The following is a 21,498-nucleotide window of genomic DNA, read 5'->3' as shown; positions in this document are numbered from 1 at the left end:
CCGGACCGGCCGTGTCGGGCCGGGACGCACCGCATCGCAGCCCGGCCCGACGGAGGTCACCGGTGGACGGACCGTGGACGCGCTTTCCGCCGCGATTCGCCGTGGAGGTGCGAAAGGAGCGTTCCTCGCTCGCCGCCGAGATCATCAGCGAGATACGGCGCCAGGTGCCCGAATTCGCCCGGCCGCTCGCCGGGAATTTCGGTGCCGGAATCCAGCAGGGCGTGGAGAGCGCCCTCGCGGAATTCGCCGACCTGCTGGCCGCCGGCCGGGCCGAGGGCGCTTTCAGCGAGGACCGGCTGCGGGTGCACCGCGCCCTGGGCCGGGGCGAGTTGGCCGAGGGCCGCAGCCTCGACGCGCTCCAGGCCGCCTACCGGCTCGGCGGCCGGGTCGCCTGGCGCCGCTACGCCCGGGTGGCGCGCCGCTCCGGGCTCGGCGCGGACCTGATGGTCGTCCTCGCCGAGGCGATCTTCGCCTGCCTCGACGAACTCGCCTCCGCCGCGGTGCGCGGCTACACCGAGGCGAGGGCCGACGAGGCGGGCACCCTCGTCCGGCGCCGCCACCGGCTGCTGGACCTGCTGGTCGGCCCCGCGGCGCCCGACGCCGTACGGGAGGCGGCCGGCACCGCGGACTGGCCGCTGCCGGCTGCGGTGGCCTGCGTGGCGCTCGGGCCGCCGCCCGCGCCCGGCCCACCCGCCGCCCGTGCCCGGCTGCCCGATCTGGTGCTCGCCGACACCGACGGCGCGCAGCCGTTCCTCCTGGTGCCCGAGCCCGCGCTCTACCTGCGCGACGGGCAGGTCCAGCGGGTGCTGCACGAACGGACCGCGGTGATCGGGCCGACCGTGCCGGTCGCGCTGGCCGCGGACTCGCTGCGCTGGGCCCGGGCGATCCTGGCGTGCCTGCCCGAAGGGCAGCGCGGCGGGCTGGTCGACTGCGACCGCTGCCTGCCCGAGTTGATGCTGCTGGGCGACCCTGCGCTGGTCCGGCTGATCGCCGAACGGCGGCTGCGCCCGCTGGCGGCGCTCACCCCCAAACGCGGCGAACGGCTCGCCGAGACGCTGCTCGCCTGGCTCCAGACCAACCGGGGCAGCGCGCCCGACGTCGCCGCGCGGCTGGGCATCCACCCGCAGACCGCCCGCCGCCGGCTGCACCAGGTCCAGCATCTCTTCGGCCCCGCGCTCGCCGACGCCGACGCCCGCTTCGAACTCGAAGTCGCCCTGCGCGGCCGGGTGCTGGCCCACCGCCCGCTGCCCAGCCGCTGATCAGCCGTCAGCGGCAGGGCGGCCGGCCGACGGGACGCCCCTGGCGGGCCGTCGGCCGCCTTCGACCGGCGTCGGGCCGACCAGGCCCCGGCCGGTCAGCCGAACAGCTGGGTGGACCAGTCCTGGCCGGCCGCGAGGCCGGGCGGGGTGACGAAGACGCCGCTGCCGATGTGCTGGATGTACTCGTTGAGCGCGTCGTGCTGGCCGAGGATGCGCTGGAGGGTGCTGAACTGGTCCGGGCTCTTCATGAACGCCACGAAGAACAGCCCGCCCAGCAGGTCGCCCGTCTCCGGGTCGATCCCGTCGGTGTACGAGTAGCCGCGCCGCAGGATGCGCAGCCCGTTGTTGTTCTCGTGGGCGGCCAGCCGGATGTGCGCGTCGGCCGGGATGACGTACTGCCCGCCGGACTTGGCGTGGAAGTCGGGGGTGTCGTACTCGGCCTTCCCGGTCAGCGGCGCCCCGCTGGACTTGAACCGCCCGAACACGTCCTGCTGGTCGCCGAGCCGGTCCCGGTCCCACTGCTCCATCCGCATCTGGATCTTCCGGCTGACCAGGTACGACCCGCCGCGGGCCCAGCGCTGCGGCTCCTCTTCGCCGATCCACACGTGCTGACCCATCAGCGCCGCGTCGGTCGCGTCGATGTTGCGGGTGCCGTCCTTGAAGCCCAGCAGGTTGCGCGGGGTGGCCTGCTGCGGCGTGGTGGAGGAGGTGCGGCCGAAGCCGAGTTCCATCCAGCGCGGCGCCAGCGTGCCGAAGGCCAGCCGGCGCAGGTTGCGTATCGCGTGGAAGGCCACCTGCGGGTCGTCCGCGCACGCCTGCACGCACAGGTCGCCGCCGGAGTTCTCCGGGTCGAGGTTGTCCTTCGGCAGGTGCGGCAGCGTCTTGAGCGCGGAGGGGCGGCGCGCGGCCAGCCCGAAGCGGCCGTCGAAGAGCGAGGGGCCGTACCCGATGGTGATGGTGAGGTTGCCGGGCGCGAGGCCGACCGCCTCGCCGGTGTCGTCCGGCGGGGCGTTGAGGTCGCCGACGTCGCCGGGCACCGGTTTGCCGAGCGTCATGGCCTCCGCGGCGGCCGTCCACGTCTTCAGCAGCTCCGCCAGGTCGGCGCGGGTCACGCCCGGCGTCACGTCGAAGGTGGCGAAGCACAGCCGGTCCTGCGACGGGGTGGCGATCCCCGCCTGGTGGCCGGCCCGGAAGGCGACGATCTGGCTCTTGGCCGCGCCGCCGGAGCCGTTGCCGCCCGAGCCGGACGAGCCGCCCCGGGCCAGCACGGTGCCGCCCACGCCGACGGCGGCCCCGGCCACCGCCGCCCCGGCGCCGACCGCGCCCAGCAGCCGGCGCCTGCTCACGGCGGCCGCCGCCTCGGGCCGCCGCTCTTCGGGTTCGGGAGTGATGTCCGGGGTGCTGTCGGTCACTGGTCAGGCAATCTTTCCGGCGATCTTGGAGACGGACTCCGCGTAGGCGTCCACGGTCTGGGACAGGGTACGCCGCTGGGCGGCGGTGACCTTCCGGTAGTCCACGTAGCCGCTGTCCTCGTAGCCGGGCGTGGCGGCGTACTTCTTCAGGGCGGCCGCGGTGGCCTGGTAGCGCTGGGTGACCTCGGCGGCCAGCGCCGGGTCCTTCTTCTTCAACGTCGGCATCAGCACGTCGACCGCCTCGTTGGCGCCGGCCAGGTTGCCGTCGAAGTCGAGCAGGTCGATGTGCGAGTACCGCTCCTCCTCGCCGGTGATCTTCGAGGACTGGATCTCGTTGACCAGGTCGGTGGCGCCGTTGGCGATCACCGCGGGCTGGTACTCGACCGTCGGCACCTGGTCGTTGAGGCTCTTGACGTCGGCGTTGAGCTGGTCGGCGAGCTTGCCCATGCCGGCCAGCGACTTCTGCTGCCAGATCGCCTGCTCGATGCGGTGGAAGCCGGTGAAGTCCGCCGGGGTGGCGGCGTCGTCGGCGCGGCCGTCGATCCGGCCGTCCAGGTCGCCCCAGATCTCCGCGGTGGGCTCGATCCGCTCGTAGTGCACGCGGGCCTTGCCGTAGAGGGTCTTCGCCTCGTCGAGCTTGCCGGCCTTGACCGCGGCGGTGAACGCGGCGGTGGTGGTGACGAGCTGCTTGACCTCGCCGTCGATCCAGGTGCCGTACTGCTGGGTGGCGGCGACCAGTTGCGGGTCGTCCTTCCAGGTCTTCTTGACGGCGCCGGTGACGGTGAACGCGGAGCGGTTGGTGCTCGCGCCGGGGCAGTAGACGGAGTACGTGCCCTTGTCGAGGTTGAGGGTGAAGTCGCCGGACAGGCCCGGGGTCAGGTTCTCCTTCTCCCCGAGCATCTTGCCGTGGTCCTGCAGCTCCGCCTCGGTGACCTTCGCCGAGTTCTTGTTGGCGACGGTGAACTTCACGGTGCCGGCCGGTGCCTTGGCGGGGCTGGGCGCGCAGCCCTTGTCGGTGATGGTGATGGTGACCTTGGAGGTCTTCGCGCCGGCCGCTTTCGCGTCGGTGCCGGAGGAGCCCTTGTCTCCCTTGTCGCCGCCGCAGGCGGTGAGCAGCATGCCCGCGGCTATCACGGTCGCGGCGCAGGCCAGGACTCGGCGGTGGGTGGCAGCGGGGTTCACGAGGGCTCCTTGGTGAGGCCGCGCGGGGCACGGCGGAAGACGGTGGTGGTGCGGTGTGCACGGGGCGGCGCGAGGGCCGTAGGCCGGTTCCGGGGGCCGGCCGGCACGCGGGGGAGGGGCGGCCGGCCGGTACGAACCGGCCGGCGCGCGCGGGTTCAGCCGGCTTGCACGGGCTCGGCCGAGGGCTGCTTGGCGGCGGCCTTCTTGCGGCGGGCCGGCCACAGCACGACCGCGAGCATCGGGACCGTGTAGACCAGCCAGCCGATCACCATGGCCCAGCTCGGGAACGGCTGGATGCCGAGGACGCCGGTGACCACGGAGGAGGTCGGGGTGCCCGGGCGGACCAGCCAGGACAGGTCGAACGCCTGGTTGTTCCGGTCGATCCAACCGCCTTCGTACGCGGTCATGATCGCGGTGGAGACCAGGCCGGCGGCGACCAGGATCAGCACGATGCCGGTGATCCGGAAGAAGCGGGAGAGGTTGATCCGTACCCCGCCGCGGTAGATGCCGTAGCCGACCACCACGGCGACCAGGATGCCGAGCGTGGCGCCGGCGCCGCCGTACCAGGGGTTGTTGCTCTCGTTGAAGGTCGCGAGCAGGAACACCGACGTCTCGAACCCCTCGCGCAGCACCGCGAGGAAGGCCATCATCACCAGCGCCGACGCCGAACCCTCGGACAGCGCGCGGCCGGCCGCGCCCTCCAGGTCCTTGCGCAGGTCGCGGGAGTGCCGGCGCATCCACAGCACCATGTAGCTGACCATGACGACGGCGATCGCGCCGACCACCGTCTCCAACCGCTCCTGCTGGCGGGTCGGCAGGTCGCTGGAGAAGATCTGGAGCGCCACGGCGACCGCCACGCAGATCGCCACCGCGATGCCGACGCCGATCCACACCTTCTTCAGCGCGTCGCGCCTGCCCTGCTGGCCGAGGAAGGAGGCGATGATGCCCACGATGAGGGCCGCTTCGAGACCTTCGCGGAGTCCGATCACGAACGTGGGGAGCATAGGGGTCCTTGTCGGTGCCGGCGCGGGGCGGCCGGAGCTTGGCGGTAAGGGAGCTAAGGGGAGGCTGCCCTAGCTTAGGTCACCCTTATTAGTACGGACCCCGCCCGGTACGCGTCAAGCCCGCGGGTGCACGCAATCCGCGGCAAACCGGACCCGATGTGGGGCGGCTCACCCGACCTTGGCCACCTCTTTACGGTCGGCCGGGCCCGGCCCTGGCGAAGGTGTCCTCCGCCGCCCTTGGGGACGTCCCGTTCCTGCCATCGGCGGTCGCCCGCCGCGGAGTTTCCGGGCAAACGCACGGCAAGCGGAAAGCGAGGGTTCCCTCTCGCCACACCCGTCCCCTAGTGTCCCTTCCGCCATGGACTACTGCTACGCGTGCCGACGCCATCTCAACGGCGCCTACTCGTGCCCGGGATGCGGTACCCCTGCCGACCGGCTCGCGCTGCCCGCGGTGGGCGAGACCGCCCAACTCCCGGCGATCGGCGCGGACGGGGATGGTCCCGCCGACGACGCGGCCCACGGCGGCGGGCGCGCCGCGCGACGGCTCGCGGCCCGCGGGCAGGCGGCCCACCAGGCCAGGCGCGGCCGGCAGCGGGCCACGGTCTACGGGATCGGCGTGATCGCCGCGGTCGGCGCCGCGGCGATGCTCTCGGTGGCGGCGCTGTCCGGCGGGTCCAGCGGCGACGGGACCCCGCCGGCCCCGCTCGACCACAACCCGCCCGCGCCCACCTCCGGCGACACCTCGCCGGACGGGTCCGGCGCCGGCCCCGACCACGCCGCGCCGAGCGGCGGCCCGCAGACCTCCTCGTCCGGGACCCCCACCACCTCGCCCACCGCGTCCGGTTCCGCGTCGCCCACCGCCACTCCCGGCGGCGGCACCCCGAGCACCCCGGCGTCCCCGGTGACCGGCTCGATCAGCCCCAAGCCGCCGTCCCGGAGCCCGTCCACCGCGCCGACCACCCCGCCGCCGCCGTCGTCCTCCCCTTCCCCGACCCAGACCCCGTGCAAGCAGGTGCTGTGGTGGTGCGGGTAACGGCCGGGTGAGGAGCGGCCGTTCACCGCACCCGGCCGACCCCGGACCGGAGGCGACGGCCGCCCGGCTCCGGAGCGCGGGCTCAGGCGACCAGTGCGGCGGGCGCGGTGTCGGCCGAGCGCCGGTCCTCCGGCAGGAAGGCGGTGCCGACGACGCCGAGCGCGCACAGCACCCCGCAGCAGACGCAGACCAGCCACGGCCGGCCGTCCCCCGCGGAGGTGAGGGCGGCGGCGACGAAGGGGATCGTGCCGCCGACGACGGCACCGGTGATCTCCCGGCTGAACGTCACCGCGGTGTAGCGGACGCGGACGTCGAAGAGCCCTGACAGCATGGCCGCCTGGGAGGCGAGCGTCATGTCGCAGCACAGGGTGAAGATCATCACGAGCGCGGCCCAGACCACGACCGGCGTCCCGGTGTCGAGCATCGCGAAGAACGGGTAGAGCAGGATCGCGCCGGCCACCGATCCGATGATCATCACGCGGCGGCCGCCGATCCGGTCGGCGAGCCGGCCCGCCGTCGGGATGGTGACGAACTTGATCATGTTGGCGATGATGATCCCGACGAGACCGATCCAGCCGGAGACACCGACGGTCTTCGACAGGTAGGTCAGGGCGTAGACCGACGGCAGGTAGGTGAGCACGTTGGGCGCGATGCTCATGAGCATCGCGAACGGCACCCGGCGTCCGCTGAGCCGGAGCATCTCCGGGAACCGGCCGCGGACGACGCCCTTCGTCCGCACGGCCGCCGTGAACTCCGGGCTGTCCTCCACCTTGCGCCGGATGAGGTAGCCGGCCGCGGCGAGGACCACGCTGAGCAGGAACGGCACGCGCCAGCCCCACGCGAGGAACGCGTGCTCGGAGAGGGTCTGCTGGAAGAGGAAGAAGATCCCGGTCGCGATCACCGAACCGAAGGCGTTGCCGACGCTGGGTATCGAGGCGTGGAAGCCGCGGGAGCCCTTCTCGGCGTGCTCCGCCGACAGGAGCATGGCCCCGGCGTACTCCCCGCCGGCGCCGAGTCCCTGGAACACCCGCAGGACGACGAGGAGGGCCGGCGCGGCGACCCCGACCTGCCCGTAGGACGGCAGGCAGCCGATGAGGACCGAGGACGCCGCCATGAGCAGCAGCGTCACGAACAGCATCTGCCGGCGCCCGAACCGGTCGCCGAGCAGGCCGATGACGATGCCGCCGACCGGTCGGGCGAAGAAGCCCACCGCGAACGTCGCCAGCGACGCGAGGGTCCCGGCCGTCGCACCGTCGCCGGGGAAGAACACCTTGGGCAGCACGAGCGCCGCCGCCGTGCCGTAGAGGGAGAAGTCGTACCACTCAAGGGCGCTGCCGACCGCGGAAGCGAGGGTGGTACGCGTGAGCCGTCGAGTTCGCGCCATTGCTGAACCTTCCGTCAGTGGACATCGGCACCCTAACGACCGCATCCGCCAAGAATCAAGGTTCTTGTATTTTTTTCACGTTAGCAATAACGTTAACGACCATGACGACCTCAACGTCCACCCCGGACGGCGACCTCGGGTCCCAGTTGCGTGACGCCCTGCGCAGCACCGACCCGGCGCTGTCCCGGTTCAACCCCCTGCGCCGGATACTCGCCCACGACGACTTCAACTCCGGCCTGCACGGCTGGGTGGAGCTCGGCGGCAACTACAACGGGCGGGGCGACTACGACTCGCTCGACCGCCACTTCCGCGACTTCCGCCCGCCGCAGCTGTCCTCGTGCGACTTCTTCGACGTCGGCACCCACGGCGCGATGTCGGGCACCTACGCGCTCAAGCTCGCCACCCGCCCCCACCCCGGCCACACGGCGACGGCGATCCGCCGGCTGACGATGAGCGGTCGCGGCCTGCTCCAGATCGAGGCGTACCTCGCCTACAAGGCCGAGGCCACCGTCGGGCCCGATGCCGTCGACGGGTTCGGCGACATGGCGTGGGACGGCAACCAGCACCCGTCGGAGGCCCAGTTCGGCGCCTTCACGGTCGCGACGGACCTGTGCGGCGACGGCGGGCTGCGCTACCACACGGTGGCGCGCTACCAGAACGCCGACGCCGAGGGCCGGATGCGGCGGCAGTGGATGTACCCCGTCGTCCCCGAGCCGACCCCGCGGGAGCACTTCGAGGGCAAGGTCGACCACCCGTACGCCGCGGACTTCACTGCGCCGAACCCGGAGGACTGGCGGGCCTACGGCGACCCGCAGGAACTGTGCATGAACGAGGTGCCGACCAAGGTCAACTGGCACTACCTGCGCTGGGTGATCGACACGGAGGCGCGCCGCAACGTCGAACTCCAGCTCAACGACCGGACCATGGACTGGTCGCACGTCCCCGTCCCGCCCTACGAGGAGCGCTACGGCTCGCTGGAGAACCTGCTCAACTTCTACTTCTCCGTGCGCACGCTCAGCGGGCAGCGCAACTTCCTCTACCTCGACTCCGTCGTGATCTCGGCAGATTGGTGACCACCATGCGTGAATCCCAGACCGCCGTCCTCGAACGCGGCATCCGCGTCGAGGACGAGTTCGCCACCGAGCCGTTCGAAGTCGCGTGGGCGGGCGAGGCCCGCTGGTTCGTGCAGTTCCTCGAACCGGGCGAGGACGCCACCGTCACCCTCACCCCGCAGGTGTCCGCCGACGGTCTCGCCTGGGTCGACCACGAGGCGCCCGCCGTCGAGGTTGCGGCCGGCGGCCTGATCACCCTCCCGCTGCGCGACTTCGGCCACTGGCTGCGGCTGGTCGTCCGGCGCTCCGGCGGGCGCACCGCTCCGCTGGCGCGGATCTACCTCGCCCTCAAGGAGTGAGCGCCGGCCGGGAACGGGACCCGGGACCCGGCCGAGGGAGCGGCGGGGAGCGGGAACCGGCCGAGGCGGCGGTGGATAGAGTGACGTGACGACAAGGAGGCGGGTCGAGGACGGTGGCCACCATGCGACGCAGCACCCTGAGCGACCTCGCCGAGAACCTCGGCCTGTCGGTCAACACGGTCTCCCGGGCGCTGAGAGGAAAGGACGGCGTGGGCACCCGCACCCGCGACCTCGTCCTCGAAGAGGCCGTCCGGATCGGGTACATCACGCCGGGCGCGTCCCGCCCCGGCACGGAAGACGCCCCCTCGGCCCGGTCGAGGTCGCGGACCATCGGCCTGACGATCCCGTCCTCGACCCACGTCTTCGCCTCCGAGCTGATCGGGGCGATCGAGGCCGGCGCCCGCGCGGCCGGCTACTCGCTCGACCTCTTCGTCACCGAGGAGAGCGCGAGCCAGGAGGCGGGCATCGCCTCGCAGATCACCGACGCCGGCCTGGCCGGAGCCGTGGTGATCCCCGTCCAGGGCGAGCGCGACCCGTGGGCCCGGGTCCGCGCCGAGGGCATCCCCGTCGTCGCCGTGTCACGCGAGATCGACCAGCTCAGCTGCGACTTCGTCGGGGTCGACAGCGAGGCCGGGGAGTACGCCGCCGTCCGCCATCTGCTCAGCCGGGGCGCCCGGTCGATCGTCAGCTTCGAGGAGGACCTGGCGATCAGCACCATCGCCAACCGGCAGCGCGGGTTCGCCCGCGCGCTCGCCGAGGTGGCCGGCACGACCTCGCGCACGGTTCCGGTGCCGAGCCGGCGGTTCGAGACCGGCGAGTCCGACTGGCGACCGGAGGAGGCGTATCGCGCCTGCCGCGAGTTCCTCGACACGGACACCGCCTTCGACGCCGTCACCGTCGGGGACGACTACTTCGCCCTCGGGGTCGCCCGGGCGCTGGCGGAGCGGGGCATCCGCGTGCCGGACGACGTGCGCATGGTCGGCTACGGAGACCACGCCTACTCGGCGTGGATGCGCCCCTCGCTCTCCTCGGTCCGCCTGCCCACCCGGCTGATCGGCGAACTCGCCGTCTCGCTCGTCCTCCAGCGGGTCGCCGGCGAGACGAGCCCACCGGTGCGGCGCCTCATCAAGCCCGAACTGGTCGTGCGCGAGTCGAGCGGGCCCCGCCCGGTCACCGCCGCCTGAATCCTCGGCCGCGTCGGCCCTTCCGCGGCCGGTGCGTGAGAGCATCGGGGCATGACGGAACTCCCCGCGCGGGTCCGCCGGGAGGAGCTGCGGCCCTCCGACCGCGACCGCGAGCAGGTCGCCGAGGCGCTGCGCGAGGCGGCGGCCGAGGGGCGGATCGACTTCGCCGAACTCGACACGCGGATCAGCGCGGCCTACGGCGCCAAGCGCTACGCCGAGTTGGACGCTCTCACCCGGGACCTGCCCGCGGGCGCGGGTGGGGATAGCGGGGCGTCGGCGGCCCGGGCGGGGTGGGGGTCGCGGTGGGCGGTCGCCGTCTTCGGCGGGTTCGCGCGCAAGGGCGCCTGGGCGGTGCCGCGTTCGATGACGGCGCTGTGCGTGTGGGGCGGCGGCGTGATCGACCTCAGCGAGGCGCGGTTCACCGGTGCCGAAACCCGCATCCGCGCGTACGCGTTCTGGGGCGGGATGAAGATCGTGGTCCCGGCGGACGCAGAGGTGTACGTCAACGGGGTGGGGTTCCTGGGGCTGTTCGGGCGCAAGGCGAGCGGGCCCGGGGTGGCGGGGGCGCCGCGGATCAGGGTGCGGGGCCTGGCGATGTGGGGCGGGGTGACGACGAAGCGGGCGGGGTAGCGGCGCCGCACCGGTGCAGATGGCCGTACGGTGGCCGCCGATCCGTACGGTGCCCGCCGAGCCGTCCGGGCCTGCCGAGCCGTGCGGCCCTACCGCACCATGCGGGCGAGCAGGTCCCGCAGCACGCCGCGTTCCCCCTCCGACAGCGCCGCCAGCGGTTCGCGGGCGAACTCCAGGGAGTCCCTGAGCTGTTCGGCCGTCGCGCGCCCCCGGTCGGTGGCCGCGGCGAGCTTGACTCGGCGGTCGGCCGGGTCGTTGCGGCGTTCGGCGAGGCCCTGCGCCTCCAGCCGGTCCACGATGCCCGTGACGTTGGACGGCTCGCACTTCAGCCGCTCGGCGATCTTGCGCATCGGCAAGGGGTCGGTGGCCAGCAGCGCCAGGACCCGGGCCTGCGCGCCGGTCAGGTGGTGCACGGCCGCGGCCGCGTCGTACTCCTGGTGGTAGCGCGCCACGACCGTGCCGATGAGGTCGAGCACCTCGGCGGTGAGCGGGTCCATGCGGCGGGTCATGGGGGCGAGGGTACCTGTTTCCTTGACAATCTGAAACATCAAGGACATCGTTCATTAGGCAAGGAAACATTGCAGGCGCGACGCGAGACCGTTCCTCAGGAGGAACCGTTCATGACCATCCAGTCCGTAGATGTCCTGTACACGGCGGTTGCCACCGCGGAGAACGGCCGGGACGGCCGGGTCGCGAGTGACGACGGCAAGCTCGACGTGGTGGTGAACCCGCCGAAGGAGATGGGCGGAAGCGGGGCGGGGACGAACCCGGAGCAGCTCTTCGCGGCGGGGTACAGCGCGTGCTTCCAGGGGGCGCTGGGCGTGGTGGCGCGCCAGGCGAAGGCCGACATCTCCGGATCGCGGGTGACCGCGAAGGTGGGGATCGGGAAGGTCGAGAGCGGCGGCTTCGGGCTGACCGTCGAGATCGCGGTGTCGATTCCCAAGGTGGACGAGGCCACGGCGAAGGACCTGGTGGAGAAGGCGCACCAGGTGTGCCCGTACTCCAACGCGACGCGCGGGAACGTGGATGTGCGGCTCAGCGTGATCTGACCCGCCCCGCTCCGTTTCGCCGCCCTTTCGCTTTCCCCGCTTTCCCCGCTCGCCCCCCGGCGCCCTGCCGGGGGGCGAGCGGCGTCATGGGCCCGGACCTGCCGAGGTCTCCTCCTGGGTGGGGGCGGGCGGTGATACTGGGGCCGCGGATCAGTCGTCGGCGGCGGAGGGATGGCGGGATGGCGGAGCAGGGCGCGGTCGAACGGGTGGTCGCCGAGGCGTTGGAGAAGTTGGGGTTGGCGGAGAAGGCGGGGCTGCTGGCGGGCAAGGACATGTGGGCCCTGGGGGCGGTGCCCGAGGTGGGGTTGGGGGAGCTGGTGATGTCGGACGGGCCGATCGGGGTGCGGGGGCGGCGCTGGACGGCGGTGGACCCGTCGGTCGCGCTGCCGAGCCCGACGGCGCTGGCGGCGGGATGGGACCCGGAACTGGCCCGGCGGGTGGGGCGGCTGCTGGCACAGGAGGCCCGGCGCAAGGGGGTCCATGTGCTGCTGGCGCCCACCGTGAACCTGCATCGCAGCCCGCTGGGCGGGCGGCACTTCGAGGCGTACAGCGAGGACCCGTATCTCACCGGCGTGATCGGCACGGCGTACGTCCGGGGCGTGCAGGACGGCGGGGTCGGGGTCACGGTGAAGCACTTCGTGGCCAACGACGCCGAGAGCGAGCGGTTCACGGTGAACAACGTGGTGGGCGAGCGGGCGCTGCGGGAGCTGTATCTGGCGCCGTTCGAGGCGATCGTGCGGGACGCGCGGCCGTGGGGGGTGATGGCGGCCTACAACGCGGTGAACGGCGTGTCGATGACGGAGCACGAGGCGCTGCTGCGCGGGGTGCTGCGCGAGGAGTGGGGCTTCGACGGGGTGGTGGTGTCGGACTGGTTCGGTGCGCGGTCGACGGTGGGCGCGCTCGTGGGCGGGCTGGACATCGCGATGCCCGGCCCGATGACGGTGTACGGCGAGGCGCTGGTCGCGGCGGTGCGGGCCGGCGAGGTGGACGAGCGGCTGGTCGACGAGGCGGCGGCGCGGGTGCTGCGGCTGGCGGCGCGGGCCGGAGTGCTCGCGGGGGCGCCGGCGGACGTGGTGGAACCGCCGGCCGAGGTGGACGGCGCGGCGCTGGCCCGCGAGGTCGCCGTGCGCGGCTGCGTGCTGCTGCGGAACGAGCCGCGGCAGGGCCGCCCGGTGCTGCCGATCGACCCGTACGGCGGCGGGGTGGCGCTGATCGGCGCGGCGGCGCGGCACGCCCGGGTGCTCGGCGGCGGGTCGGCGCAGGTCTTCCCCGACCATGTGGTCTCGCCGCTGGACGGGCTGCGGGCGGCGCTGCCGCGGCAGGAGCCGCTGGTGTACGCGGTGGGCGCTGACCCGAGTGACGAACTGGGCACCGCCGGGCCGGGTTTCGCGCTGCACGCGGTCGCGTTGGACGCGCGGGGGCGGGAGTTGGGCAGCGAGCCGCTGCCGAGCGGGCAGGTGCAGTGGATGGGCGACCTGCCCGAGGGCGTGGTGTACGAGGAGGTGAGCGCGGTCGAGGTGCGCGGGGAGTTCGTGCCGGCGGTGGCCGGCGCGCACCGCTTCGGCACGCGCGGCAACGGCGGGTTCCGGCTGGAGGTCGACGGGCGGGTGCTCTTCGAGGGGGTCCAGGCAGACGCGCACGAGGACCCGTTCGAGGCGTTCTTCGGCCGCCCGGCGGAGCGCGGAACCGTGGAGCTGGCCGCCGACCAGCCGGTACGGGTCGCGCTGCGCTACGAGTTGCCGCCGGAGCTGGCCGAACTGCCCATCCAGGCCGTCGGGTTCAGCCTGCTGCACGGCGAACCGGAGCGGGACCCGGAGGAGTTGCTGGCCGAGGCGGTCGCGGCGGCCGCTGCCGCGGAGACCGCCGTGGTGGTGGTCGCGACGACCGAGCGGGTGGAGTCCGAGGGCTTCGACCGGACCGACCTGCGGCTGCCGGGCCGGCAGGACGAGCTGGTGGCGCGGGTGGCCGCGGTCAACCCGCGCACGGTCGTGGTGGTCAACGCGGGCGCGCCGGTGGAGATGCCGTGGCGCGAGGACGTGGCGGCGGTGCTGCTGGCGTGGTTCCCCGGCCAGGAGGCCGGGGCGGCGCTGGCCGACGTGCTGCTCGGCGCCGAGGAGCCGGGCGGCCGGCTGCCCACCACCTGGCCGGCCCGGCTGGCCGACGCCCCGATCAGCCAGGTGACCCCGCGGGACGGCGAACTGCGGTACGACGAAGGGCCGTCGATCGGCTACCGCGCCTGGGCCGCCCGCTCCGGGGCCGCCCCCGCGTACCCCTTCGGGCACGGACTGGGCTACACCACCTGGGAGTACACCGCGCTGGAGGCGCAACCCTCCCCGGCGGACGGCGTGCTGGCCACGGTACGGGTCACGGTGCGCAACAGCGGCGACCGGGCCGGCCGGGAGGTCGTGCAGGTCTACCTCACACCGTCCGGCGGCGCCCGCCGGCTGGCCGGGTTCGCGACCGTGACGGCGGAGCCGGGCCGGAGCGCCGAGGCCGTGCTCGAACTGCCGCTGCGGGTCGCGCAGTTCTGGGACGAGGCGGCCGGCGGATGGCGGCCGGCGCCGGGGCCGTTCACCCTGGACGCGGCCCGCTCGAGCGCCGACTCCCGGCTGTCCGCCGTCCTCTCCCACCCGGCCGGCTGAGGCGCGCGGCACGGCGGGTCTTCGGCGTCGCCGGCCGGGTCACAGGTCCTTGCGCATGCAGACCCGGGGCCAGCGGTCCAGGCCGTAGGCGGCCTCGCGGGCGCGGATACGGCGGAGCCCGGCGGTGAGCTCGGCGTCGTCCAGGGCGCGGAATCCGCAGCGCGCGTAGTACGGCGCGTTCCACGGCACTTGGGTGAAGGTGGTGAGCGTCAGCGCGGGGATCGCGCGGGCCGAGGCGTGGTCGGCGAGGTGGTCCAGCAGGGCGCGGCCGATCCGCCGGTGCGCGCGGTCGGGGTGGACCGAGACCTGCTCGACGTGGAGGTTGCCGTCGACGGGGTCGGCAATGAGATACGCGACGGGCGTCTCCTTGTCCCGCCCGGCGCCCGCTTCCGGGCCCGCGCTGACGCCCGCTCCCGGGCCGGTGTCCGTCTCCGGACCCGGGCCCTGCCCCGTTCGCGCGTCGACCGCGACCCATGCGAGCCCGGCCTGCTGGTAATGGGCGAGTTCGGCGAGCGGGAGGGGGCTGTCGTCGGCGATCTCGGGCATGCCGATCTCGCGGAAACACCGCCCCGCGGCGGCCTCCACGCCCTGTAGCAGCCGCAGTTCGTCGAGGCGGGCCGTGCGGATGCGGATCGAGTCCATGGGCTCGCTTCCTGTCGTTTCGGTAGGTCTGCGCAGGGGGCGCCGGCGCCTTTCGGAGGGCGCCGGCTAGCTCGTCGCCGTCGCCGGGCGGCCGGCCACCGCCGCCATGATCCGGGCCAGTTGGGACTCTCCCTGCGGGTTGGGGTGGAACCAGTCCCAGTCGCTCAGGTCGCTCGTGTCGAAACGGTAGGCGAAGACCGCGCCGCCGTCGTAACGGCAGCGCTGGTACGTCGCGCAGACCTGGCCGAGCACCGTGTTGTACGCCTGCACGCGGTCGCGCACCGCCGTACGCCGCTGGGTGGCGGCCGGGCTGTCGGAGGTCGGGTCGTCCAGCATCGTCGGGCACAGCCCGAGCTTCCACACCTCGCGGCCCAGCGGGTTGGCCTTGCCGACCGACCAGAGCCGTTGCAGGTCGGGGATGCTGGCGACCAGCACCTGCGTGGTGGGCAGCGTGCGGTGCAGATAGGACAGGGTGCTGTCGAAGGAGGCACGGAAGTCGGCCACCGACGTCATGGTGCCGGTGTCGGCCGCGCACGCGTCGTTCGCGCCGATCAGCACGGTGACCATCGCCGGGTGGTGGGCCGCCGCGGCGCGGGCCTGGTCGGGCAGGTCGGCGACGTGCGCGCCCGACCGGGCCACGTTCCAGCTGCTGGCGGCGCCCAGCCGCGTGCTGACGCTGTCCACCTGCTGCCGGCCGCCGGTGGCCCACGACACGTCCGGGCAGTCCGACACCGGCTTGCAGGCGTCGAAGCCGCGGGTGATGGAGTCGCCGAGCGCGGCGACGCTGCTCGGGTGGGTGTTCCACGGCCGCGCCGGGGCCGCCTCGCGCGGGGTGCCGCCGGAGGGCGCGGCGGACCCGGATTGCGAACTGTGTGCGGGAGGCGTCCCCCGGCCACTGTGCGGCGCACCGCCGCCGAATCCGCATCCGCCCAGCAGAACCGCGGTCACGGTGAGTGCCAGAGCGTGTCGCGACAGCATCCGCATGCGCTTCTTCCCTCCGACGAGTGGGTGACATCTGCCGTCAGCCCGACCGTACGCCACTCCCAGGAAGACGCCGCAGGGTAGCTTTTCCCTGACAGGCGAACCGATCTGACGGGAGGTCGACGGCCGACGGGCGACGGTGACGAAAGTTGTCCTGATTCAGCTGAATAGTGCAGAATGTGTCATGTTGCCCCGGGTTCAACCAGTACGAGGGTGAGGCCGCTGGGGAAGGCGAACCTCGTCCCACACTGGAGGTACCGGTGACGACACGTGGTGTTCTGTACGTGCACGCCGCACCGCGCGCGTTGTGCCCACATGTGGAGTGGGCCGTCGCGGGCGTCCTCGGCGTGCGTGTGAACCTCGACTGGGTCCGGCAGCCCGCGGCTCCCGGCACCTGGCGCGCCGAGTTCTCCTGGCAGGGAGAGCCCGGCACCGCCTCGAAGCTGGCGTCCGCGCTGCGCGGCTGGCAGCTGCTGCGCTTCGAGGTCACCGCGGAGCCGTGCGCGACCGCGGAGGGCGAGCGCTACAGCGCGACCCCCGAACTCGGCATCTTCCACGCGGTCATCGGCATGCACGGCGACATCCTCATCCCCGAGGACCGGCTGCGCGCCGCGATGCAGCGCGCCCGCAAGGGCGAGGCCGACCTGGAGGCAGAGCTGTCCCGGCTGCTCGGCAAACCCTGGGACGACGAACTGGAGCCCTTCCGCTACGCGGGCGAGGGCGCGCCGGTCCGCTGGCTGCACCAGGTGGTCTGACCGCCCCCGGCACCCCGCGCCGTACGTCCGGCCGCGCCACCGCCGTACGTCCGGCCGCGCCACCGCCGTATGACCAGTCGTACGACCAGCCGGACGACCGCGCCACGTCCCGTCGTACGCGCCGTCCTGTGTTCGCCGCGGCCGCGCAATAGCCTGCTCGCATGCCATCGCAGAAGCTCTCCGTCGCAGTCCTGGGCACCGGCATCATGGGTGCCGGTATGACCCGCAACCTCGCCGCCGCCGGACACGAGGTCCGCGCCTGGAACCGTACGATCGCCCGTGCGCAGCCGCTCGCCGAGGCGGGGGTCCATGTCACCGCCGACCCGGCCGAGGCCGTACGGGGCGCCGACGTGGTGCTCACGATGCTGCTCGACGGACCCGCCGTGCTCGACGTGATGCGCACGGCCGCGCCCGCGCTGGAGCGGGGCGCGGTGTGGGTGCAGAGCAGCACCGTCGGGCCGGACGCGCAGAGCGAACTGGCCGCGGTCGCCGCAGCGAACGGCCTGCTCTTCCTCGACGCGCCCGTGCTCGGCACCAAGGGGCCCGCGGAGAGCGGCGACCTGACGGTGCTCGCGGCCGGGCCCGCCGCGGCGAAGGCGCTGGCCGGGCCGGTCTTCGAGGCGATCGGCCGCAAGGTCATCTGGGTCGGCGACGACGGGGCCGGCGGCGCCGCGAGCGCGCTCAAGCTGGTGATCAACAGCTGGGTGCTGGCGATCACCAACGCGGCGGGGGAGGTGATGGCCCTGTCCGAAGCGCTCGGGGTGGACCCGGACCGCTTCTTCGAGGCGATCGAGGGCGGGCCGATGGACACGCCGTATCTGCGGCTCAAGGCCGCGGCGATCCGCTCCGGCGACTACACGCCGTCCTTCACGGTCGAGGGCGCACTCAAGGACCTACGGCTCATCGCCGACGCCGGCGAGCGCAACGGAGTCCGGCTCGACCTCGCGGCCGCGGGGGCGGAGCGCTTCCGGCGCGCCGCCGAACAGGGCCACGGCGCCGACGACATGGCGGCCAACTACTTCGCGAGCTTCCCGCAGGAATAGCCGTTTCCCCGCGTCCGTCGGCAGGGGCCGCCCTGACCAACGGGCGCGGGGAACCGCGCGAACAGCCATCCACGGACCGCAAGGTCCCGGCACCAGGGGTGCGGGCACCCCGGAGGGTCCCGTTACTGCGGCAGTGTCCGCAGGGCCAGGACGACGTTGTGGCCGCCGAACCCGAAGGAGTCGTTGAGCGCCGCGATGGTGCCGGCGGGCAACGGACGGGGCTCGCCGCGGACGACATCCGCGTCCATCTCCGGGTCCGGGTTCTCCAGGTTGATCGTGGGCGGCGCGAGCCGGTTGTGCAGGGCGAGCACGGTCGTCACCGTCTCGATCCCGCCGGCGCCGCCGAGCAGGTGACCGGTCATCGACTTGGTCGCGGAGATCGCCATGTGGTCGACGTCGTCCCCGAACACCTTCCGCAGCGCCTTGAGTTCGGCGATGTCACCCTGCGGGGTGGAGGTCGCGTGCGCGTTGGCGTGCACGATCTCGGCCGGCTTGATGTCGGTGTTCTCCATCAGGTGCTGGAGCGCCGAGGCGATGCCGCGCCCGGACGGCTCCGGCTGCGTGATGTGGTGCGCGTCGGCGGAGATGCCCTGGCCGACCGCCTCGCAGTAGACGCGCGCGCCGCGCGCGGCGGCGTGCTCCACGGACTCCAGGATCACCACGCCGGCGCCCTCGCCGAGCACGAAGCCGTTGCGGGCCGCGTCGTAGGGCCGGGAGGCGCCCTCGGGGTCGTCGTTGTTCTTGGACATCGCCATCATGTTGCCGAAGGCCACGATGGGCAGCGGGTGGATGGCCGCTTCGGTGCCGCCGGCCACCACCACGTCGGCCCGGCCGGTGCGGATCATCTCGATCGCGTAGCCGATCGCCTCCGCGCCGGACGCGCAGGCGCTGACCGGGGTGTGCACGCCCGCGCGGGCGTTCACGTCGATGCCGACGTTCGCCGCCGGGCTGTTGGGCATCAGCATCGGCACGGTGTGCGGGGAGACCTTGCGGACGCCCTGGTTCTTCAGCACGTCGTACTGGTCGAGCAGCGTGGTGACGCCGCCGATGCCGGACGCGATGACCGCGCCCAGCCGGTCCGGGTCGACCGAGGGGTCCTCGCCGGCCTTCGCGGTGAACCCGGCGTCCGCCCATGCCTCGCGCGCCGCGATCAGCGCGAACTGCGCGCTGCGGTCGAGCTTGCGGGCGAGCGGGCGGGGCAGGACCTCGCCGGGCTCGACGGCGATGGTCGCGCCGATGCGCACCGGCAGCTCGGCCGCCCACTCCTGCGGAAGCGTCCGGACACCGGAACGGCCGGCCAGCAGCGCTTCCCAGGTCGACGCGCTGTCGCCACCCAGCGGTGTGGTTGCTCCGATACCGGTGACGACCACGGTGTGATTGGTCGGGCTCACAGGAATTGTCTCTCCACGTCTAGAAGGGCGGGCGACAGGCGCGTCGTCCGGGTGTTCACGGGTCCGCGCGGGACCCGTCACGGGGGGTGAGGCGGCTGGGGAGCCGACTCAGTTCTGGGCCTTGAGGATGTAGTCGACCGCGTCGCCGACCGTCTTGAGGTTCTTGACGTCGTCGTCCGGGATCTTCACGCTGAACTGCTCCTCGGCCGCCACGACGACCTCGACCATGGACAGCGAGTCGACGTCCAGGTCGTCGGTGAAGGACTTGTCGAGCTGCACGTCCTCGGTGGGAATGCCGGCGATCTCGTTCACGATGTCGGCGAGACCGGCGACGATCTCTTCCTTGGTGGCTGCCATGTCTGGGGCGCTCCTTGATGTTTCGCTGTCGATGCGGCGTGCGGGACTGCGGCGCCGCGAGGTGTGTCTAGGGGAGAGTAACGACCGTGGCCGCGTAGACCAGCCCCGCCCCGAACCCGATGATCAGAGCGGTGTCGCCGCTCTTGGCCGCGCCGGACGCGAGCAGCCGCTCCATCGCGAGCGGGATGGAGGCCGCCGAGGTGTTCCCGGTGGTCTCCACGTCCCGGGCCACCGCGACGTGGTCGGGCAGTTTGAGCGCCTTGATCATGGAGTCGATGATGCGCATGTTGGCCTGGTGCGGGATGAAGGCGTCCAGGTCAGCGGCGGAGATCCCGGCGGCGTCCAGCGCCTCCTGGGCCACCCGGGCCATCTCGTAGACCGCCCAGCGGAAGACCGCCTGGCCCTCCTGGGTGATCGCCGGGAACTTGACCTCGCCGTGCGAGTCCACCGGCAGCTGCGACACGTCGCCGCCGCGGAACTGGTCCCAGGCCACCGTCTGGGTGATGGTGCCGGACTTGTCGCCCTCGGAGCCCCAGACCGTCGGTCCTATGGCGGGCTCCTTCGACGGGCCGAGCACGACCGCGCCCGCGCCGTCGCCGAAGAGGAAGGCGGTCGCCCGGTCCTCCTTGTCGGTGAGGTCGCTGAGCCGCTCCACACCGATCACCAGGACATGGCCGGCGGTGCCGTCGGTGATCATGCCCTTGCCGAGGGTCAGGCCGTAGGTGAAGCCCGCGCAGCCGGCCGAGATGTCGAACGCGGCCGGCTTGCCCGCGCCGATCCGGTGCGCGATCTCGGTGGCGACCGCCGGGGTCTGCTTGAAGTGCGAGACGGTCGCGACCACGACGGCGTCGATCTCGGAGGCGTCGATGCCGGCGTCGGCGATCGCCTTGCCGGCCGCCTCGATCGACATCTCCGCGACGGTCTCGTCCGGTCCGGCCCAGTGCCGGGAGGCGATCCCGGACCGGGACCTGATCCACTCGTCGCTGGAGTCGATGTGTTCGAGGATGACCTCGTTGGGAACCACCCGGACCGGGCGGTAGCCGCCCACCCCGCGAATGCGTGCGTGGGGGGCACCCTTGCTGGGGCTGATCTTCGCTGTCATCGCTGCGGGTGCTCCTCTGTCGCGTCCTGCGGGATGGAGTCTGCCGGCGCACCCTGCGGCGGGTTGCCCGCCGTCTCGGCGGCCAGCTCGCGCGCGGCCGCCAGGTGCTCCGGTGTCTTCAGCGCCAGGGTGCGGACCCCTGGCAGGGCGCGCTTGGCCAGGCCGACCAGCGTGCCACCCGGCGACACCTCGATGATCGCGGTGACCCCGAGCTGCTTGAACGTTTCCATGCACAGGTCCCAGCGCACCGGGTGCGAAACCTGCGTGACCAGTCGGCGCACGACCTCCGCGCCCTTGTCCACCTTCTGCCCATCCGCGTTCGAGACATACGGCAAAGAGGGGTCCGCGACGGTCAGATTCGGCGCGAGCGCCTCCAGCGCGGCCACCGCGGGGGCCATGTGGGCGGTGTGGAAGGCGCCGGCCACCGCCAGCGGCCGTACCCGGGAGCCCTCCGGCCGCTGCTCGGCGAGCACGCCGAGCTGCTCCAGGGTGCCGGCCGCCACGATCTGGCCGGCGCCGTTGATGTTCGCCGGGGTGAGGTCGAGGCCGGTCAGATGGGCGAGCACCGTGTCCTGGTCGCCGCCGAGCACCGCGGACATGCCGGTCTCGGTGACCGCCGCGGCCTCGGCCATCGCGCGGCCGCGGGTGGCCACGAACGACAGCGCGTCCTGCTCGGAGAGGACCCCGGCGAGCACGGCCGCGGTGATCTCGCCGACGCTGTGGCCGGCGACCGCGTCGGGCCGCCCGGTGCCGCCGTTGCCGAACAGGCCGAGCTCACCGGCCGACAGCAACCCGGCGGCCACCAGCAGCGGTTGGGCCACCTTGGTGTCGCGGATCTCGTCCGCGTCGGCCTTCGTGCCGTAGTGGACCAGGTCGAGGCCGACCGTGTCGGACCAGCCCGCGAGGCGGTCGGCCGCGCCGGGCAGGTCGAGCCAGGGGGACAGGAAGCCGGGCGTCTGGGCGCCTTGGCCGGGAGCGACGAGTACGAGCACGTTCACACTCTCTCTCGCGGGCGGGTGTCACCGCCCGTGGGGACA

21 protein-coding genes are annotated in these 21,498 nt (G+C 73.1%); 10 read left to right on the top strand and 11 right to left on the bottom strand.

Translation table 11 applies throughout. The annotated features are described in order from the left end of the window. The first annotated feature begins 101 nt into the window (after positions 1-101). Positions 102-1,259: a helix-turn-helix domain-containing protein gene (locus tag ACIPAE_RS04210; RefSeq protein WP_402442789.1), complete on the top strand. Its 1,158-nt coding sequence runs from the start codon at positions 102-104 to the stop codon at positions 1,257-1,259. Positions 1,260-1,354: 95 nt separating this feature from the next. Here the strand turns inward: ACIPAE_RS04210 and efeB are convergent, their stop codons facing one another. From efeB to efeU, 3 genes are all read right to left on the bottom strand, one after another. Continuing rightward, positions 1,355-2,671 (bottom strand): iron uptake transporter deferrochelatase/peroxidase subunit, encoded by a 1,317-nt coding sequence (gene efeB / locus ACIPAE_RS04205; RefSeq protein ID WP_402442788.1) that lies wholly within the window; start codon positions 2,669-2,671, stop codon positions 1,355-1,357. Between the two features lie 3 nt (positions 2,672-2,674). Beyond that, positions 2,675-3,853 (bottom strand): iron uptake system protein EfeO, encoded by a 1,179-nt coding sequence (gene efeO / locus ACIPAE_RS04200; RefSeq protein ID WP_329369703.1) that lies wholly within the window; start codon positions 3,851-3,853, stop codon positions 2,675-2,677. 155 nt (positions 3,854-4,008) lie between these two features. After that, positions 4,009-4,857, bottom strand: coding sequence for an iron uptake transporter permease EfeU (efeU, locus tag ACIPAE_RS04195; RefSeq protein ID WP_328463717.1), 849 nt, complete (start codon positions 4,855-4,857; stop codon positions 4,009-4,011). A gap of 358 nt (positions 4,858-5,215) precedes the next feature. Here efeU and ACIPAE_RS04190 point away from each other — a divergent pair, with 358 nt between their 5' ends. Beyond that, positions 5,216-5,890, top strand: coding sequence for a hypothetical protein (locus tag ACIPAE_RS04190; RefSeq protein ID WP_402442787.1), 675 nt, complete (start codon positions 5,216-5,218; stop codon positions 5,888-5,890). A gap of 82 nt (positions 5,891-5,972) precedes the next feature. Here the strand turns inward: ACIPAE_RS04190 and ACIPAE_RS04185 are convergent, their stop codons facing one another. Further along, on the bottom strand, positions 5,973-7,274 hold the full coding sequence (locus ACIPAE_RS04185; RefSeq protein WP_402442786.1) for an MFS transporter: 1,302 nt from the start codon (positions 7,272-7,274) through the stop codon (positions 5,973-5,975). 101 nt (positions 7,275-7,375) lie between these two features. On the opposite strand from ACIPAE_RS04185, the gene ACIPAE_RS04180 reads away from it, so the two are divergent. The 4 genes from ACIPAE_RS04180 (at position 7,376) to ACIPAE_RS04165 (ending at position 10,499) form a co-directional block, all read left to right on the top strand. Continuing rightward, positions 7,376-8,347 carry a DUF6772 family protein gene (locus tag ACIPAE_RS04180; RefSeq protein WP_329369708.1) on the top strand — a complete coding sequence of 324 codons (972 nt, stop codon included), beginning with the start codon at positions 7,376-7,378 and terminating at the stop codon, positions 8,345-8,347. 5 nt (positions 8,348-8,352) lie between these two features. Next, positions 8,353-8,685 (top strand): hypothetical protein, encoded by a 333-nt coding sequence (locus tag ACIPAE_RS04175; RefSeq protein ID WP_329369710.1) that lies wholly within the window; start codon positions 8,353-8,355, stop codon positions 8,683-8,685. A 122-nt stretch (positions 8,686-8,807) separates the two neighbouring features. Next, positions 8,808-9,869: a LacI family DNA-binding transcriptional regulator gene (locus ACIPAE_RS04170; protein WP_402442785.1), complete on the top strand. Its 1,062-nt coding sequence runs from the start codon at positions 8,808-8,810 to the stop codon at positions 9,867-9,869. Positions 9,870-9,920: 51 nt separating this feature from the next. Then, complete coding sequence (locus tag ACIPAE_RS04165) at positions 9,921-10,499, top strand: DUF1707 domain-containing protein (protein WP_329369714.1); 579 nt, start codon at positions 9,921-9,923, stop codon at positions 10,497-10,499. Positions 10,500-10,588: 89 nt separating this feature from the next. On the opposite strand, the gene ACIPAE_RS04160 is transcribed toward ACIPAE_RS04165, so the two are convergent. Continuing rightward, a complete protein-coding gene (locus tag ACIPAE_RS04160) occupies positions 10,589-11,008 on the bottom strand; it encodes a MarR family transcriptional regulator (protein WP_329369716.1) in 420 nt (139 codons plus the stop codon). A gap of 111 nt (positions 11,009-11,119) precedes the next feature. Between ACIPAE_RS04160 and ACIPAE_RS04155 the strand changes: the two genes are divergently transcribed. Continuing rightward, complete coding sequence (locus tag ACIPAE_RS04155; protein ID WP_329369718.1) at positions 11,120-11,548, top strand: organic hydroperoxide resistance protein; 429 nt, start codon at positions 11,120-11,122, stop codon at positions 11,546-11,548. Between the two features lie 179 nt (positions 11,549-11,727). Next, positions 11,728-14,190 carry a glycoside hydrolase family 3 protein gene (locus tag ACIPAE_RS04150; RefSeq protein WP_402442783.1) on the top strand — a complete coding sequence of 821 codons (2,463 nt, stop codon included), beginning with the start codon at positions 11,728-11,730 and terminating at the stop codon, positions 14,188-14,190. A 39-nt stretch (positions 14,191-14,229) separates the two neighbouring features. Here the strand turns inward: ACIPAE_RS04150 and ACIPAE_RS04145 are convergent, their stop codons facing one another. Both ACIPAE_RS04145 and ACIPAE_RS04140 read right to left on the bottom strand, forming a co-directional pair. Beyond that, positions 14,230-14,823, bottom strand: a complete 594-nt coding sequence (locus ACIPAE_RS04145) for a GNAT family N-acetyltransferase (RefSeq protein ID WP_402443291.1) — start codon at positions 14,821-14,823, stop codon at positions 14,230-14,232. 75 nt (positions 14,824-14,898) lie between these two features. After that, positions 14,899-15,810, bottom strand: a complete 912-nt coding sequence (locus ACIPAE_RS04140; protein WP_329369724.1) for an SGNH/GDSL hydrolase family protein — start codon at positions 15,808-15,810, stop codon at positions 14,899-14,901. Between the two features lie 263 nt (positions 15,811-16,073). On the opposite strand from ACIPAE_RS04140, the gene ACIPAE_RS04135 reads away from it, so the two are divergent. Both ACIPAE_RS04135 and ACIPAE_RS04130 read left to right on the top strand, forming a co-directional pair. Then, positions 16,074-16,568, top strand: a complete 495-nt coding sequence (locus tag ACIPAE_RS04135) for a DUF3145 domain-containing protein (RefSeq protein ID WP_202233532.1) — start codon at positions 16,074-16,076, stop codon at positions 16,566-16,568. Positions 16,569-16,729: 161 nt separating this feature from the next. Then, positions 16,730-17,611, top strand: coding sequence for an NAD(P)-dependent oxidoreductase (locus ACIPAE_RS04130; protein ID WP_402442780.1), 882 nt, complete (start codon positions 16,730-16,732; stop codon positions 17,609-17,611). Between the two features lie 122 nt (positions 17,612-17,733). On the opposite strand, the gene ACIPAE_RS04125 is transcribed toward ACIPAE_RS04130, so the two are convergent. The 4 genes from ACIPAE_RS04125 to ACIPAE_RS04110 form a co-directional block, all read right to left on the bottom strand. Further along, positions 17,734-19,002 (bottom strand): beta-ketoacyl-[acyl-carrier-protein] synthase family protein, encoded by a 1,269-nt coding sequence (locus ACIPAE_RS04125; RefSeq protein WP_329369731.1) that lies wholly within the window; start codon positions 19,000-19,002, stop codon positions 17,734-17,736. A 108-nt stretch (positions 19,003-19,110) separates the two neighbouring features. Beyond that, complete coding sequence (locus ACIPAE_RS04120; protein ID WP_328463685.1) at positions 19,111-19,359, bottom strand: acyl carrier protein; 249 nt, start codon at positions 19,357-19,359, stop codon at positions 19,111-19,113. Between the two features lie 67 nt (positions 19,360-19,426). Next, entirely contained in the window at positions 19,427-20,461 is a 1,035-nt protein-coding gene (locus tag ACIPAE_RS04115) for a ketoacyl-ACP synthase III (protein ID WP_329369733.1), read from the bottom strand. Next, on the bottom strand, positions 20,458-21,453 hold the full coding sequence (locus ACIPAE_RS04110) for an ACP S-malonyltransferase (RefSeq protein WP_366411367.1): 996 nt from the start codon (positions 21,451-21,453) through the stop codon (positions 20,458-20,460). Before ACIPAE_RS04110 ends, ACIPAE_RS04115 begins: the two co-directional genes overlap by 4 nt. Positions 21,454-21,498 lie beyond the last annotated feature (45 nt).

It is taken from the genome of Streptomyces sp. NPDC087270, from assembly GCF_044744625.1.
GTDB lineage: Bacteria > Actinomycetota > Actinomycetes > Streptomycetales > Streptomycetaceae > Actinacidiphila.
Note: the sequence above shows the minus strand (reverse complement) of the source record. Positions and strands in the feature narration are given on the sequence as shown.